Origin of the sequence: Hydrogenophaga pseudoflava, from assembly GCF_004353865.1 — a bacterium.
GTDB classification, from domain to species: Bacteria; Pseudomonadota; Gammaproteobacteria; order Burkholderiales; family Burkholderiaceae_C; genus Hydrogenophaga; species Hydrogenophaga pseudoflava.
The window spans coordinates 4065289-4078690 of the sequence record NZ_CP037867.1 but is presented as its reverse complement, the minus strand read 5'-3'; the positions used below and the strand labels follow the sequence as shown (position 1 = coordinate 4078690).

Annotated in this window: 14 protein-coding genes; 3 read left to right on the top strand and 11 right to left on the bottom strand. The window is 66.4% G+C overall.

The window, feature by feature from the left end; translation table 11 throughout:
* Positions 1-8: 8 nt before the first annotated feature.
* Positions 9-647: an RNA pyrophosphohydrolase gene (locus HPF_RS19615; RefSeq protein ID WP_079366788.1), complete on the bottom strand. Its 639-nt coding sequence runs from the start codon at positions 645-647 to the stop codon at positions 9-11.
* A gap of 176 nt (positions 648-823) precedes the next feature.
* Between HPF_RS19615 and HPF_RS19610 the strand changes: the two genes are divergently transcribed.
* Both HPF_RS19610 and HPF_RS19605 read left to right on the top strand, forming a co-directional pair.
* The gene (locus tag HPF_RS19610; RefSeq protein WP_133157602.1) at positions 824-2569 is read left to right on the top strand and encodes a proline--tRNA ligase; all 1746 of its coding nucleotides are present in this window, start codon (positions 824-826) and stop codon (positions 2567-2569) included.
* A 73-nt stretch (positions 2570-2642) separates the two neighbouring features.
* Complete coding sequence (locus tag HPF_RS19605) at positions 2643-3272, top strand: lytic transglycosylase domain-containing protein (protein ID WP_306292804.1); 630 nt, start codon at positions 2643-2645, stop codon at positions 3270-3272.
* A gap of 12 nt (positions 3273-3284) precedes the next feature.
* Here the strand turns inward: HPF_RS19605 and HPF_RS19600 are convergent, their stop codons facing one another.
* From HPF_RS19600 to hemA, 5 genes are all read right to left on the bottom strand, one after another.
* Positions 3285-4289, bottom strand: a complete 1005-nt coding sequence (locus HPF_RS19600; RefSeq protein WP_066152988.1) for an AAA family ATPase — start codon at positions 4287-4289, stop codon at positions 3285-3287.
* Positions 4290-4446: 157 nt separating this feature from the next.
* The gene (grxD, locus tag HPF_RS19595) at positions 4447-4770 is read right to left on the bottom strand and encodes a Grx4 family monothiol glutaredoxin (protein WP_066152991.1); all 324 of its coding nucleotides are present in this window, start codon (positions 4768-4770) and stop codon (positions 4447-4449) included.
* 56 nt (positions 4771-4826) lie between these two features.
* Complete coding sequence (gene prmC / locus HPF_RS19590) at positions 4827-5669, bottom strand: peptide chain release factor N(5)-glutamine methyltransferase (RefSeq protein WP_133157601.1); 843 nt, start codon at positions 5667-5669, stop codon at positions 4827-4829.
* Positions 5666-6766: a peptide chain release factor 1 gene (gene prfA / locus HPF_RS19585; RefSeq protein ID WP_133157600.1), complete on the bottom strand. Its 1101-nt coding sequence runs from the start codon at positions 6764-6766 to the stop codon at positions 5666-5668. Before prfA ends, prmC begins: the two co-directional genes overlap by 4 nt.
* Positions 6767-6852: 86 nt before the next feature.
* On the bottom strand, positions 6853-8127 hold the full coding sequence (hemA, locus tag HPF_RS19580) for a glutamyl-tRNA reductase (protein ID WP_066152999.1): 1275 nt from the start codon (positions 8125-8127) through the stop codon (positions 6853-6855).
* A gap of 50 nt (positions 8128-8177) precedes the next feature.
* Here hemA and HPF_RS19575 point away from each other — a divergent pair, with 50 nt between their 5' ends.
* Positions 8178-8447 (top strand): hypothetical protein, encoded by a 270-nt coding sequence (locus HPF_RS19575; RefSeq protein WP_133157599.1) that lies wholly within the window; start codon positions 8178-8180, stop codon positions 8445-8447.
* Between the two features lie 15 nt (positions 8448-8462).
* On the opposite strand, the gene ugpQ is transcribed toward HPF_RS19575, so the two are convergent.
* The 5 genes from ugpQ to ugpB form a co-directional block, all read right to left on the bottom strand.
* Complete coding sequence (ugpQ, locus tag HPF_RS19570; protein ID WP_133157598.1) at positions 8463-9209, bottom strand: glycerophosphodiester phosphodiesterase; 747 nt, start codon at positions 9207-9209, stop codon at positions 8463-8465.
* The gene (locus HPF_RS19565; RefSeq protein WP_133157597.1) at positions 9206-10210 is read right to left on the bottom strand and encodes a sn-glycerol-3-phosphate import ATP-binding protein UgpC; all 1005 of its coding nucleotides are present in this window, start codon (positions 10208-10210) and stop codon (positions 9206-9208) included. The genes ugpQ and HPF_RS19565 overlap by 4 nt, the downstream gene beginning before the upstream one ends.
* Positions 10211-10218: 8 nt before the next feature.
* On the bottom strand, positions 10219-11070 hold the full coding sequence (ugpE, locus tag HPF_RS19560; protein ID WP_133157596.1) for a sn-glycerol-3-phosphate ABC transporter permease UgpE: 852 nt from the start codon (positions 11068-11070) through the stop codon (positions 10219-10221).
* Between the two features lies 1 nt (position 11071).
* The gene (ugpA, locus tag HPF_RS19555; protein WP_066153014.1) at positions 11072-11959 is read right to left on the bottom strand and encodes a sn-glycerol-3-phosphate ABC transporter permease UgpA; all 888 of its coding nucleotides are present in this window, start codon (positions 11957-11959) and stop codon (positions 11072-11074) included.
* 102 nt (positions 11960-12061) lie between these two features.
* Positions 12062-13372 (bottom strand): sn-glycerol-3-phosphate ABC transporter substrate-binding protein UgpB, encoded by a 1311-nt coding sequence (gene ugpB / locus HPF_RS19550; RefSeq protein ID WP_243721796.1) that lies wholly within the window; start codon positions 13370-13372, stop codon positions 12062-12064.
* Positions 13373-13402: the final 30 nt, after the last annotated feature.

Sequence of the window (13402 nt, the reverse complement as noted above, 5' to 3'; positions counted from 1 at the left end):
GGGTCGGTTCAGTCCAGGCCGGGACGAGGCTGGGCCTGGGGGTCGGGGTCAAAACTGGCGCCCGGCGGCAGTTCCATTCCGCCGGGGCACAGGCGGGGCAGCGCGTGCGGGATCTGTTCTGCGCCGGATCGTTGCGGTCGACCACCCGAGCGCAGGTAGCGGTTGCGGTGGTCGTTTTTGGGCAGGTAACGCGCCAGTTCGGTCAGCGCCATTTCGTACACACCACGCTTGAACTCGACCACCACATCGAGTGGCACCCAGTAGTCGTGCCAGCGCCAGGCATCGAACTCGGGATGGTCGGTGGCACGCAGGTTCAGGTTCCAGTCCTGCGCGACGAGGCGCAACAGGTACCAGATCTGTTTCTGACCTTTGTAGTGACCGCGGGCATCTCTGCGGATGAACCGGTCTGGCACTTCGTAGCGCAACCAGTCCCGCGTGCGGGCGACGATGCAGACATGTTCGGGCTTGAGCCCAACCTCTTCATGCAGCTCCCGGTACATGGCCTGTTCGGGGGTTTCACCCCGGTCGATGCCGCCTTGTGGAAACTGCCAAGAGTGGGAGCGGATGCGCTTGCCCCAGAACACCTGGTTTCGCTGGTTGAGCAGAATGATGCCGACATTGGGCCTGAAGCCTTCTCTGTCAAGCATAATCAACCCCAAATTTTTGAACTGTCTGGATTATGCATCGCGCATGACAAATTGCGTACCAAACGCGATGCGGCATCGGCCCAACGCCGGGTAAACACCGACCGACGGAGCCGCTGCTCTCCAGCCCCATTCCGACCTGTCCCCATGCCTTTGTCCACCTTTGTGGTGGTTCGCCCATGAAAGCTTCCCAGTTCCTCATCACCACCCTGAAAGAAGCCCCCGCCGATGCCGAGGTGGTGAGCCACCAGCTCATGACCCGTGCCGGCATGATCCGCAAGCTCGGCGCCGGCATCTACAACTACATGCCCATGGGGTTGCGCGTGATCCAGAAGGTGGAAGCCATCGTGCGCGAGGAGATGAACCGCGCCGGCGCGGTCGAAATGACCATGCCGGTCGTGCAGCCGGCCGAGCTCTGGCAGGAGACCGGCCGGTTCGAGAAGATGGGGCCGGAGCTGCTGCGCATCAAGGACCGGCATGAGCGCGACTACATCATTCAGCCGACCAGCGAAGAGGTGGTGACCGACGTGGCGCGCCAAGAGCTGCGCAGCTACAAGCAGCTGCCCAAGAACCTGTACCAGATCCAGACCAAGTTCCGCGACGAGCGCCGGCCGCGTTTTGGCCTGATGCGCGGGCGCGAGTTCATCATGAAGGACGCCTATTCCTTTGATCGTGACGAGGCCGGCGCCAAGGCCAGCTACCAGGTCATGGCGGCGGCCTATCGCCGCATCTTCGACCGATTCGGCCTGAAGTACCGCGCAGTGGCGGCCGACAGCGGTGCCATCGGCGGGGATCTGAGCGAAGAATTCCAGGTGATCGCGGCCACAGGCGAAGACGCCATCGTGTACTGCCCGGCCAGCGACTACGCGGCCAACATGGAGAAGGCCGAGGCGCTGGCGCCCGCGGGTCCGCGTCCGGCACCGGCCAACCCGATGGTGAAGACGCCCACGCCGGGCAAGAGCACCTGCGCCGATGTGGCCGAGTACCTGGGTGTGCCGCTGGCCACCACGGTCAAGTCGCTGGTGCTGGCGACCGACGAGCTCAATGAGGCCGGGGAAATCGTCAGGAGCCAGGTCTGGCTGCTGCTGCTGCGCGGCGACCATGACATGAACGAGGTCAAGGTGAGCAAGGTGCCGGGTCTGGACAAGGGCTTCCGCTTCGCAAGCATCCCCGAGATCGACGCGCACTTCGGCTGCAAGCCCGGGTACCTGGGGCCGGTCGGTCTGAAGCAGCCGCTGAAGATCGTGGCCGACCGCGAGGTGGCGGTGATGGCCGACTGGATCTGCGGTTCCAACGAGCCGGATTTCCACACCACGGGCGTGAACTGGGGCCGCGATCTGCCCGAGCCCGACCTGGTGGCGGATCTGCGCAATGTCGTTGAAGGCGATCCGTCGCCCGACGGCAAGGGGGCGCTGGCGATCGAGCGCGGCATTGAGGTGGGCCACGTGTTCTATCTGGGCACCAAGTACAGCAAGGCCATGAACGCGACCTTCCTGGACACCGATGGCAAGCCCAAGCATTTCGAGATGGGGTGCTACGGCATCGGCATCACGCGCCTGCCGGCGGCGGCCATCGAGCAGAACCACGATGAGCGCGGCATCGTCTGGCCCGACGCCATCGCACCGTTCACGGTGGTCGTCTGCCCGGTCGGTGCCGACCGCAGCGAAGCTGTGAAAGCCGCGGCGGACGAGCTCTACGCAGGCCTGCTGGCCGCGGGCGTGGACGTGATCCTGGACGACCGCGGCGAGCGCCCGGGCGCGATGTTCGCGGACTGGGAGCTGATCGGCGTGCCGCACCGCGTGACCATCGGCGATCGAGGTCTCAAGGAGGGCATGGTCGAGTACCAGCACCGCCGCGATGCCGCTGCGACCAAGGTGCCGGCCGCTGAAGCCCTGGCCTTCGTCAAGGGTCGACTGGGCGTGTGAACGCCGAACGGCCGCTCCGAAGGCGTTCAGCCCTGCAGTGCGCAGCACGGAAGGTTGCTCGATGACCGCAGCCATGTCCTCGTTGGATCGCCGCCAGTGCCTGCTGCGTGCGGCAGCACTGGGCTCGGCCGGATGGCTCGGCGCAGGTCTGGTGCACGCGGGCGGTCAGGTGGAAGAGCCGCTGGCCGATTCGGTGCGCACGGCGCTCAGTTCGGCCATCGCCAACAGCGCGCCGCCGGTGCCCGAGTTCACCGACACCGAGAAGCGGCTGGCCTATTTGCGCTGGATGGGCGCGATGAGCGAGCGCCTCAAGAAGCGCAAGCCGGATTTCCAGACCCGCATCGAGTTCCTGCAGACCGTCTGGTACGAGACCCGTCGCGCCGGGCTGGACACGACCATGGTGATGGGGCTGATCCAGGTCGAGAGCGCGTTCCGCAAATTTGCCATCTCCCGCGTGGGCGCCCGGGGCTACATGCAGATCATGCCGTTCTGGTCGCGCCTGATCGGCGACGGCGACCCGGGCAAGCTGTTTCACATGCAGACCAACATCCGCTTCGGCTGCGTGATCCTGCGCCACTACCTGGACCGCGAGCGTGGCGACACCTTCATGGCGCTGGGGCGCTACAACGGCAGCCGTGGCCGCGCCGAGTACCCCAACGCGGTGTACGCGGCGGCCCGAAACTGGGTGCCTCCGGCCGCCTGAGGGCCAGAGCGCTCACTGCAGGAAACCGATCCTTGTCTTGCCGCTGCCCACCTTGGGCAGGTCCCCTGCTTCCACGCTGAACCGGTCCGCCAGGCGGGCGTTGCCAAAGGCCGTGACCAGCGCCCGACGCATCTCCCGCGGCGCCAGGGTGGCGAGCAAGTCCAGCACATCGTCGGCCGGCTCCGGGTCGAAGCGCTTGCCCCAGTCGTGTTCGCCCCGGATGCTGTCGTAGAGGTGGGCGGCGATGCGGCGAGCCGCATCGGGTGAGGGCGGCTGGATCTCAAACACGTTCATCCGGTTGAGGATGGGGTCGGGGATGCTGCGCTCGTCGTTGGCGGTGGTGACCCAGATCACCTGGCTGGCGTCGATCGGCACCTCCGCGAACTCGTCGATGAAGTTCTGCGCCGTGTCGTGCTCCAGCAGGCCGTAGAGCGCACCGAGCGGGTCGTACTGCGCGTCGGCCGCCGCCTTGTCGATCTCGTCGACCACGATCACCGGGTTGGCGTATTGGCCATCCACCAGCGCTTCGAACACCTTGCCGGGCTTGGCGCCCTTCCATTGCGAGGACGAACCCGACAGCAGCCAGCCGGCGGTCATGCTGCTCATGGGCACCAGGCTCATGCCGGTGCCCAGCAGGTCGGCGATCTGCCTGGCGAAGTGGGTCTTGCCGACGCCCGGCGGGCCGAGCAGCAGGATGGGGGTGACTTCCAGGCTGTCGTGGCTGTCCTGGCTCAGGGCCACATGGCGCTTGACGTCGTCGAGCACCTCGGTGAAGTTGGGCAGCAGGTCGTACAGCGGCGCCATGTCGGGCACGCCCGAAGGCTTGACGGCAAAACGCTGGGGACCCCGTTCGAGCATGCGCTGGTAGGTGTTGCGCAGGCCTTCGTGTTCGCGCTCGTTGCCGCTCGCCTGAAGCTGTTCGAGCTTGCGTTCGACCGCATCGGCACTGAACACGCTGCGCATCCGGGCGATGGGCAGTCCGAGGGTGGGGGAAGCGACCAGGCTGCTAGAGCTCATTCGGTTCTCCTGGAGGTTCGAAGGACAGCTTCATTCAAGCACAAGACGTGCCACTGCTCAACGTCGGAAAAGCCCTGTGGTTGCCACTCACCGTGAAGGATCGCACCCCGCAAAGCACAAAGCCACCCGAAGGTGGCTTTGCGAAGGGCTTGGCAGGTCAGGCCTGGCCGGAGATGGTTTTCTGCAGTTCGCCCGACTCGTACATCTCCATCATGATGTCCGAGCCACCGATGAATTCGCCCTTGACGTAGAGCTGGGGGATGGTGGGCCAGTTGCTGTATTCCTTGATGCCCTGGCGGATGCCGTCGTCTTCCAGCACGTTGACGGTCTTGAGCGCCTTGGTGTCCACGCCGCAGGCCTTGAGGATCTGGATCGCGCGGCCGGAGAAGCCGCACATGGGGAAACTGGCGCTGCCCTTCATGAACAGCACGATGTCGTTGGATTTGACCAGTTGGTCGATCTGGGTTTGCACGTCGCTCATGGGCTTGTCCTGTGTCGGTTCGTTGAGGGCGCCGGAAGCTGCCGGCCGATGGTGGATTATCGCAAGCCGGGCCAGCGGCCGCCGCTGCAGCGTTCAATGCCCGCCAGATCGGTCCGGCTGCAGACTTCTTCGAACCCCTGGGTGCCCAGCAGTTCCCGCACGGCGGCGGCCTGGTCGTGGCCATGCTCCAGCAGCAGCCAGCCACCGGGGCGCAGCGCGCCGGGGGCCTGCGCCACGATCTGGCGGATGTCGTCCAGTCCGTCGGGGCCGGCGGTCAGGGCGGTGAGGGGTTCGTGGCTGATGGCGACCAGGTGGTGGTCGCCTTCGGCGATATAGGGAGGGTTGCTGGCGATCACATCAAAGCGCTCGCCCGGCACCGCCGCCAGCCAGGCGCCTTGGGCGAAGCGCACCGGCAGGTTCAGCCGTTGGGCATTGGCCTGCGCGACCGCCAGGGCGTCGGCGCTGGCGTCGGTGGCGCTGATCTGTGCGTCCGGGCGGCGGGCGGCGACCGTCAGCGCGATGGCGCCGCTGCCGGTGCCCAGGTCCAGCAGGCGGGGAGGTTCGGCACCACCTGGCTTTGGCAGTGCGTCCAGGGCCCAGTCCACCAGCACCTCGGTGTCCGGGCGCGGCACCAGCACGCGGGCATCGACCTTCAGCGTGAGTCCGCCAAATTCCTTTTCACCCAGCAGATAGGCCACCGGCTCGCCCGCCCGGCGGCGCTGCTGCAGCGCCTGCCAGCGAGCCGCCGCTTCCGGTGGCAGCGGGTCGCTGTCGTGCGCGATCAGCCAGGCCCTGTCGTGCGGCGAACGGCCCAGCGCGTGCAGCAGCAGCATCTGGGCATCCAGCCGGTCCAGACTGGCGGTGGCGGCCTGCCGCAGGGCGTCTTGCAGCGTGTTCATCGGCTGTTCTGCTGTTCCAGGTCGGCCAGCAGCTCGGCACCACGCGCCACCTGCAGCGCGTGGATCACGTCGCCCAGGTCGCCTTCCATCACCTGCAGCAGCTTGTAGAGCGTGAGGTTGATGCGGTGGTCGGTCAGCCGCCCCTGCGGGAAGTTGTAGGTGCGGATACGGTCGCTGCGGTCGCCGCTGCCGACCAGGCCCTTGCGGGTGGCGGCTTCCTTGGCCGCGCGCTCGCTGCGTTCCTTTTCCTGGATGCGCGCCTGCAGCACCTGCAGCGCCTTGGCCTTGTTGCTATGCTGGCTGCGGCCGTCCTGGCATTCGGCCACGATGCCAGTGGGCAGGTGCACCACGCGCACGGCGGAGTCGGTCTTGTTGATGTGCTGACCGCCCGCACCGCTGGCGCGGAAGGTGTCGATGCGCAGATCAGCCGGGTTGAGTTTGATGGCCTCGGCCTCGTCGGGCTCGGGCATCACGGCCACGGTGGCGGCGCTGGTGTGGATACGGCCCTGGGTTTCGGTCGCGGGCACGCGCTGCACGCGGTGGCCGCCGGACTCGAAGCGCAGCTGCCCGTAGACGTTGGCGCCTGGGCCGTGTCCGGCGATGCGCAGCACCAACTCCTTGTAGCCGCCGAGTTCGCTGGGCGACTCGCTCACGATCTCGGTGGTCCAGCCTTGGCTGTCGGCGTAGCGGGTGTACATGCGGGCCAGGTCGCCCGCGAACAGGGCCGACTCGTCGCCGCCGGTGCCGGCACGGATTTCCACGAAGGCCGGGCGTTCGTCGTCCGGGTCCCTGGGCAGTAGCAGGTGCTGCAGCTCTTCGTCCAGCCGCTCTAGGTCCGCTTTGGCCGCCTCGATCTCTTCCTGTGCCATCTCGGCCATGTCGGGGTCGGCCAGCATCTCCTGCGCCGCAGCCAGATCGGCCTCGCGCTGCTGGTGGCGGTCGAAGGCCTCGACGATGACGGAGGCGTCGGCGTGTTCGCGGCTGAGGGTGCGGAAGCGCTCGAGGTCGCTCACCACATCGGGAGCGGAGAGCAGGGCGTCCAGCTCGTGCAGGCGGGCTTTCTGGCGCAGCAGGGTGTCGCGGACGAAGGGTTTCATGCGGGAGCGGACAAGAAGCGACGGCGGCAAGGGGCGCACGGGGCCGGCGGACCGTGCAGGGCGCCCGAGGGCGCCGGGCGGCGTCGCTAGGACTTTTCGCGCAGGAACAGGCGCGAGACGGTCTGTGCAGTGGCGGCGCGGGTTTCGGCATCGCCGGCGTGCAGCTCGGCCAGGGTGCCGTGCAGCATCTTCTGCGTCAGTCCCTTGGACAGGGCTTCGAGCACGTTCTCGACCGGCTCGCCCTTGGCCAGCAGCTTCTTCGCACGGGCCAGTTCGGCGGCGCGCCAGGCGTCGGCCTGGGCGTTGATCTGCTGGATCAGGGGCACCACGCCGCCCTTGGCCGGGTCGCGCTGGTCGAGCCAGTGCATGAAGCTGAGCACGCCTGCGTCGATGATGGCCTCGGCTTGGGCCACGGCCGCCTGGCGGTTTTCCTTGCCGGTCTGCACCACGCTGGCCAGATCGTCCACGGTGTAGAGGTACACGTCGGACAGGCCCTTGACCTCGATCTCGATGTCGCGCGGCACGGCCAGATCGACCATGAACATGGGGCGGTGCTTGCGCTTCTTCAGCGCGCGTTCGACCGCGCCCAGGCCGATGATGGGCAGGGTGCTGGCGGTGCAGCTGACCACGGCGTCGAACTCGTGCAGGCGCTCGGGAATGTCGGCCAGGCGCATGACCTGGGCGCCGAAGCGGCTGGCCAAGGTCTCGCCGCGTTCGAGCGTGCGGTTGGCAATGGCCATGCTTTTGGGTGTCTTGGCCGCGAAGTGCGTGGCGGCCAGCTCGATCATCTCGCCGGCGCCGACGAACAGCACCTTGATGTCCTTCAGGTCTTCGAACAGCTGGCTGGCCAGGCGCACGGCGGCGGCGGTCATGCTGATCGAATGGGCACCGATCTCGGTGGAGGTGCGCACCTGCTTGGCCACTGCGAAGGAGCGCTGGAACAGCTGGTGCAACGTGGTGCCCAGGGCGCCGGCCTCGTCGGCGGCACGCACCGCGTCCTTCATCTGTCCCAGGATCTGGGCCTCGCCCAGCACCATGCTGTCCAGGCCGCTGGCGACGCGGAAGGCGTGGCGCGCGGCCTCGCCTTCGCGCAGGATGTATGCGTGGTCTTTCAGCACATGGGTGCTGACACCACCGGTCTGTGCGAGCCATTCCAGCGTGGGCTCCACGGCCGACTGTTCGCCCGCGGCGTACAGCTCGGTGCGGTTGCAGGTAGAGAGCAGCGTGGCTTCGGGCTGGCGCGCCAGGCTGCTGCGGTAACCGTGCAGCGTGGGCTGGATCTGGTCGAGCGCGAACGCGAAACGGCCCCGCAAATCAAGCGGAGCCGTGTGGTGGTTGATGCCGAGCGCCCAGACAGACATGGCCGCGATTATAAAATTCGCCGCCTCTGCCCGGACGGATTTCACCACCCATGTCGTTTCTGGCCCTGATCGGGCACCTTGCCAACTTCATCGCCCCGGCCATCGGGGTGGCCTTGTTGCTGTGGGGCCTGCCACGGATCTGGCCGAAAGCGCGGGCGGGGCGGTGGGACGCCCGCCGCGAACTGATGGCGCTCTGCGCGCTGGGGGTGGCGGTGTTGCTGGCCGGGCTGGTCGTCTTCGGCCGGGATGGCAAGATGCTCAGCTACACCGCGCTGGTGCTGGCCCAGGGTTCGCTGGGCTGGTGGCTGCGCAGGCGCTGACCAGGCACCGCCCGGTCAGTCGGGCGCGAACAGGTCGACCCGGTCGGTGATCAGGCCGTCGATGCCCAGTCCCCAGAGCCGTTCGGCTTCCTGCGGCTCGTTCACCGTGTAGGCCAGGGCGCGCATCTGGCGGCCGTGCACGGTGGCCATCACCTCGGAAGTCCAGAGCACCTGGTCGCAGACGACGGCCACGCAGCCCATCCGCTGCGCCATCTCCAGCCAGCCGTCCCACAGGGTCTCCAGCAGCAGACCTCTGGGCAGCTGGGGTGCGCTTTCGACGGCGCCAGCCAGCGCCTGCGGCTGGAACGAGGTCAGCAGCGGCGGGATGGGGGCGTCCGCCCACAGACGGGCTGCTTCCCGCGCGACGACCCGCCCGGTTTCTTCCTCCAGCCCCGGTGTGGGCTTGATTTCTATGTTGAGCAGGCAGGCATTGGCGCGGCAGAACCGCGCCACGCCCTCCAGCGTGGGCAGGCGCTCGCCCGCGTACTGGCGCGAATGCCAGCTGCCGGCGTCGAGCAGGCTCAGTTCCGCCCAGGGCTGGTGGCCGGCGATGCCCTGGCCGTCGGTGGTCCGGTCCAGCGTGTCGTCGTGAAGCAGAAAGACCTGGCCATCGGCGCTCAGCTTGGCGTCGCACTCGGCCATGCGGTAGCCGTGTTGCGCGCCCAGGCGGAACGCGGCCAGGGTGTTTTCCGGGGCCAGCTTGCCGGCGCCGCGGTGGGCGATCCAGCGCGGGTAGGGCCAGGGTGTGGGGGTGTCCTTCACAGGCGTGCTCCAGTCTGCTGGTCGAACCAGTGCAGCCGGTCCTCGCGCGGGCGCGCCACCACCGTGCTGCCGACTTCGGGGGCGCCCTGGTCCTCGTGGGTGCGGATGATCAGCGCCTCGTCGCCCAGGCGGGCGTGGATCAGTCGCTCGGCACCGAGCATCTCCACCGTCTCAACCTGCAGGCTCCAGCCTTCCTGCGCGAGATCGATGTGTTCGGGGCGGATGCCCATGGTGCAGCCCGGCCGCCCCCCAGGCGCGTTGTTCAGCAGGTTCATCGGGGGCGATCCCATGAAGCTGGCGACGAAGGTGGTGGCGGGGCGGGAGTAGACCTCTTCGGGCGTGCCGAACTGCTCCATGCGGCCGGCGTTCATCACGATCATGCGCTGGGCCAGCGTCATCGCCTCGACCTGGTCGTGGGTGACGAACAGCGAGGTGATGCCCAGCTCGCGGTGCAGCTTCTGGATCTCCAGCCGGGTCTGGGCGCGCAGCTTGGCGTCGAGGTTGGACAGCGGTTCGTCGAACAGGAACACCTGGGGCTGGCGCACGATGGCGCGGCCCATGGCGACGCGCTGGCGCTGCCCGCCCGAGAGCTGGCGCGGCTTGCGGTCCAGCAGGTGACCGAGTTCGAGGATGGCGGCGGCCTTGTCCACGCGCTGGCGGATCTCGGCGGCTGGCAGCTTCTTGATCTTCAGCCCGTACGCCATGTTCTCGAACACGCTCATGTGCGGGTAGAGCGCGTAGTTCTGGAACACCATGGCGATGTCGCGGTCGGCCGGTTCGAGCTGGTTGACCACGCGCTCGCCGATGCGGATCTCGCCACCGCTGATTTCTTCGAGCCCGGCCACCATGCGCAGCAGCGTGGACTTGCCGCAGCCCGAGGGGCCGACGATGACGATGAATTCACCGTCGGTGATCTCGGCGTTGACACCGTGGATCACCTGCAGCGACTGTTTTCCCTGGTGGTATTGCTTGACGACGTTTCGGAAGGAGAGGGAAGCCATGAGGGTGCTTATTTTTCGGTGTCGACCAGGCCCTTGACGAACCATTTCTGCATGAGGATGACGACCAGTGCCGGCGGAATCATGGCCAGCACGGCGGTGGCCATCACGATATTCCAGTCGGTGGCCGCGTCCCCACCGCTGATCATGCGTTTGATCCCGATGACGACCGGGTACATGTTTTCCTCGGTTGTCACCAGCAGGGGCCACAGATACTGGTTCCACCCGTAGATGAACTGGATGACGAACAGGGCCGCGATCGAGGTCGCCGACAGCGGCAGCAGCACGTCCTTGAAAAAGCGCATCGGGCCAGCGCCGTCTATGCGCGCGGCCTCGACCAGCTCGTCGGGCACGGTCAGAAAGAACTGGCGGAACAGGAAGGTGGCGGTGGCCGACGCAATCAGCGGCACGGTCAGGCCTGCGTAGGAATTGAGCATGCCCAGGTTGGCGACGACCGCGTAAGTCGGGCCGATGCGGACCTCCACCGGCAGCATCAAGGTGACGAAGATGCACCAGAAGAACAGCATGCGGAACGGGAACCGGAAGTAGACAATGGCGAAGGCCGAGAGCAGCGAGATCGCGATCTTGCCCACGGCGATCACCAGGGCGGTGATCAGGCTCACCATCATCATCCGGCCCACCGGGGCGTTGGAGGCCGCTCCCATGCCGGACCCTTGCAGCGCCGCAACGTAGTTTTCGACCAGGTGACTGCCTGGCAGAAGGGACATGGGGGCGTGGATGATCTCCTGAGCGGTCTGGGTCGATGCCACGAAGGTGAGGTAGAGCGGAAAGCAGACCACCGAGATGCCGAGGATCAGAACGGCGTGCGACAGAAAGGTCAGGCCAGGGCGGCGTTCGATCATGTCAGTACTGCACTTTCTTTTCGACGAAGCGGAACTGGATCACCGTCAGGGCGATCACGATCGCCATCAGCACGACCGACTGGGCGGCCGAGCCGCCCAGGTCCAGGGCCTTGAAGCCGTCGTAGTACACCTTGTAGACCAGGATCGCGGTGTCCTTGCCGGGACCGCCCTGGGTCGCCGCATCCACGATGGCGAAAGTGTCGAAGAAGGCATACACCACGTTGATCACGAACAGGAAGAAGGTGGTGGGCGAGAGCAGCGGGAACTGGATGGTCCAGAAGCGCCGCCAGGGGTGCGCACCGTCGATGGCGGCGGCCTCGATGAGCGATTTGGGAATGCTCTGCAGACCTGCTAGGAAGAACAGGAAGTTGTAGGAGATCTGCTTCCAGACGGCCGCCAGCACGATCAGGATCATGGCGTGGTTGCTGTTGAGCAGGCTGTTCCACTCGATGCCGAGGGCGCGCAGCGCGTGGGACACGACACCGATGGAGGGTGCGAGCATGAACAGCCAGAGCACACCGGCCACGGCGGGAGCCACCGCGTAGGGCCAGATCAGCAGGGTCCGGTAGATCAGCGTGGCCTTGACAACCCGGTCGGCAAACACGGCCAGCACAAGCGAGATGCCGATGCCCAGCCCGGCCACCAGCACCGAAAAGATGGCCGTGGTCTTGAACGATGCCAGGTAGGTGTCGTCCTCGAGCAGGTTGGCGAAGTTCTGCAGGCCGACCCACTCCGTCGAAGTCCCGAAGGCATCGGATTGCTGGAACGATTGCAGCAAGGCCTGGCCGGCCGGCCAGAAGAAGAACACGAGAATGACCGAGACCTGGGGCGCGAGCAGTACCCACGGCAGCCAGCGGGAGCGGAAAACGACGCGTTTTTCTGAGGCCATTCGGGTTGTCGGACGAGGTGGACTGGATCAGGCAGGCGATGCCGCACAACGGCGGCCAGCGGCGGCACTGCCATGCCGTCCGCGGGCTCGCCGAGCTTGCGCTTATTTGTTGGCGGCCTCGAAGCGCACCAGCAGCTCGTTGCCGCGCTTGACGGCGCTGTCCAGGGCTTCCTTGGCGGTCTTCTTGCCCGCCCACACCTGCTCGAGTTCCTCGTCCTCGATCGCGCGGATCTGCACGAAGTTGCCCAGTCGGATGCCGCGCGACTTGTCGGTGGTTTTGCGGATCATCTGGTTCACCGCCACGTCGGTTCCGGGGTTCTGCTTGTAGAAACCGGACTTCTCGGTGGCTTCGAAGGAGGCCATGGTGATGGGCAGATAGCCGGTGCGCTGGTGGCTCTTGGCCTGGATCTCGGCGTTCGTCAGGTAGTTGAAGAAGGCGGCCACGCCTTTGTACTCGTCCGGCTTCTTGCCCGCCATCACCCACAGCGAAGCGCCGCCGATCACGGTGTTCTGCGGGGCACCAGCGACGTCCGGGTAGTAAGGCAGAGGGGCAATTCCGAAGTCGAACTTGGCGTTCTTCTTGATGGTGGCGTAGGTCGATGAAGACGCTGTGGCCATCGCGCATTCACCCGAATAGAACGGCGCATCCGCCGCATTGCCGCGGCCGCGGTAGACGAACAGGCCCTGTTTGGCCATGTTGGCCAGGTTCTCGATGTGGCGCACATGCAGCGGACTGTTGAAGTTCAGGCGTGCGCTGGTGCCACCGAATCCGTTGCCCTTGGTGGCGAACTCGGTGTTGTGCCAGGTCGAGAAGCTTTCCAGCTGCGTCCAGCCCTGCCAGCTGGTGGTGAACGGGCAGCTGACGCCGGCGGCTTTGAGCTTGGCTGCGGCCAGCACCACTTCGGGCCAGGTCTGAGGCGGCTTCTCCGGGTCGAGGCCGGCCTTGCGGAAGGCATCCTTGTTGTAGTTAAAGACCGTCGTGGAACTGTTCAGCGGAAAGCTGAGCATCTGGCCGTTGGGCGCGGTGTAGTAGCCGACGACGGCCGGGATGTAGGCCTGGGGGTTGAACTTGTAGCCCGCGTCGGCCAGCACCTTGCCCACGGGCACGATCGCGCTCTTGGCTGCCATCATCGTGGCCGTGCCCACTTCATAGACCTGCAGGATGTGGGGCGCATTGCCGGCCCGGAAGGCGGCCACGGCGGCCGGCATGGTTTCGTCGTAGGTCCCCTTGTAGGTGGGGATCACCTTGTAGTCTTTCTGGCTGGCATTGAAACCATTGGCCAGGTCCGTGACCCAGTCGTTCAGGCCGCCGGTCATCGAATGCCACCACTGGATTTCAGTCTGTGCCTGGGCGTTGCTGCCGAAGCCGAACACAAGCAGCGCGGCGGTGAGTGTGGAGAGATGTTGGCGCATGGGCATGGTGGGTCTCCTGTAGGTTGGGAA

Coding starts and splice junctions, on each gene's coding strand:
- hemA (WP_066152999.1), bottom strand. CDS start 8,127: ATGTCTGTCTGGGCGCTCGGCATCAACCACCACACGGCTCCGCTTGAT.
- HPF_RS19610 (WP_133157602.1), top strand. CDS start 824: ATGAAAGCTTCCCAGTTCCTCATCACCACCCTGAAAGAAGCCCCCGCC.
- HPF_RS19600 (WP_066152988.1), bottom strand. CDS start 4,289: ATGAGCTCTAGCAGCCTGGTCGCTTCCCCCACCCTCGGACTGCCCATC.
- HPF_RS19605 (WP_306292804.1), top strand. CDS start 2,643: ATGTCCTCGTTGGATCGCCGCCAGTGCCTGCTGCGTGCGGCAGCACTG.
- ugpA (WP_066153014.1), bottom strand. CDS start 11,959: ATGGCCTCAGAAAAACGCGTCGTTTTCCGCTCCCGCTGGCTGCCGTGG.
- ugpB (WP_243721796.1), bottom strand. CDS start 13,372: ATGCGCCAACATCTCTCCACACTCACCGCCGCGCTGCTTGTGTTCGGC.
- prmC (WP_133157601.1), bottom strand. CDS start 5,669: ATGAACACGCTGCAAGACGCCCTGCGGCAGGCCGCCACCGCCAGTCTG.
- grxD (WP_066152991.1), bottom strand. CDS start 4,770: ATGAGCGACGTGCAAACCCAGATCGACCAACTGGTCAAATCCAACGAC.
- ugpE (WP_133157596.1), bottom strand. CDS start 11,070: ATGATCGAACGCCGCCCTGGCCTGACCTTTCTGTCGCACGCCGTTCTG.
- prfA (WP_133157600.1), bottom strand. CDS start 6,766: ATGAAACCCTTCGTCCGCGACACCCTGCTGCGCCAGAAAGCCCGCCTG.
- HPF_RS19615 (WP_079366788.1), bottom strand. CDS start 647: ATGCTTGACAGAGAAGGCTTCAGGCCCAATGTCGGCATCATTCTGCTC.
- HPF_RS19565 (WP_133157597.1), bottom strand. CDS start 10,210: ATGGCTTCCCTCTCCTTCCGAAACGTCGTCAAGCAATACCACCAGGGA.
- HPF_RS19575 (WP_133157599.1), top strand. CDS start 8,178: ATGTCGTTTCTGGCCCTGATCGGGCACCTTGCCAACTTCATCGCCCCG.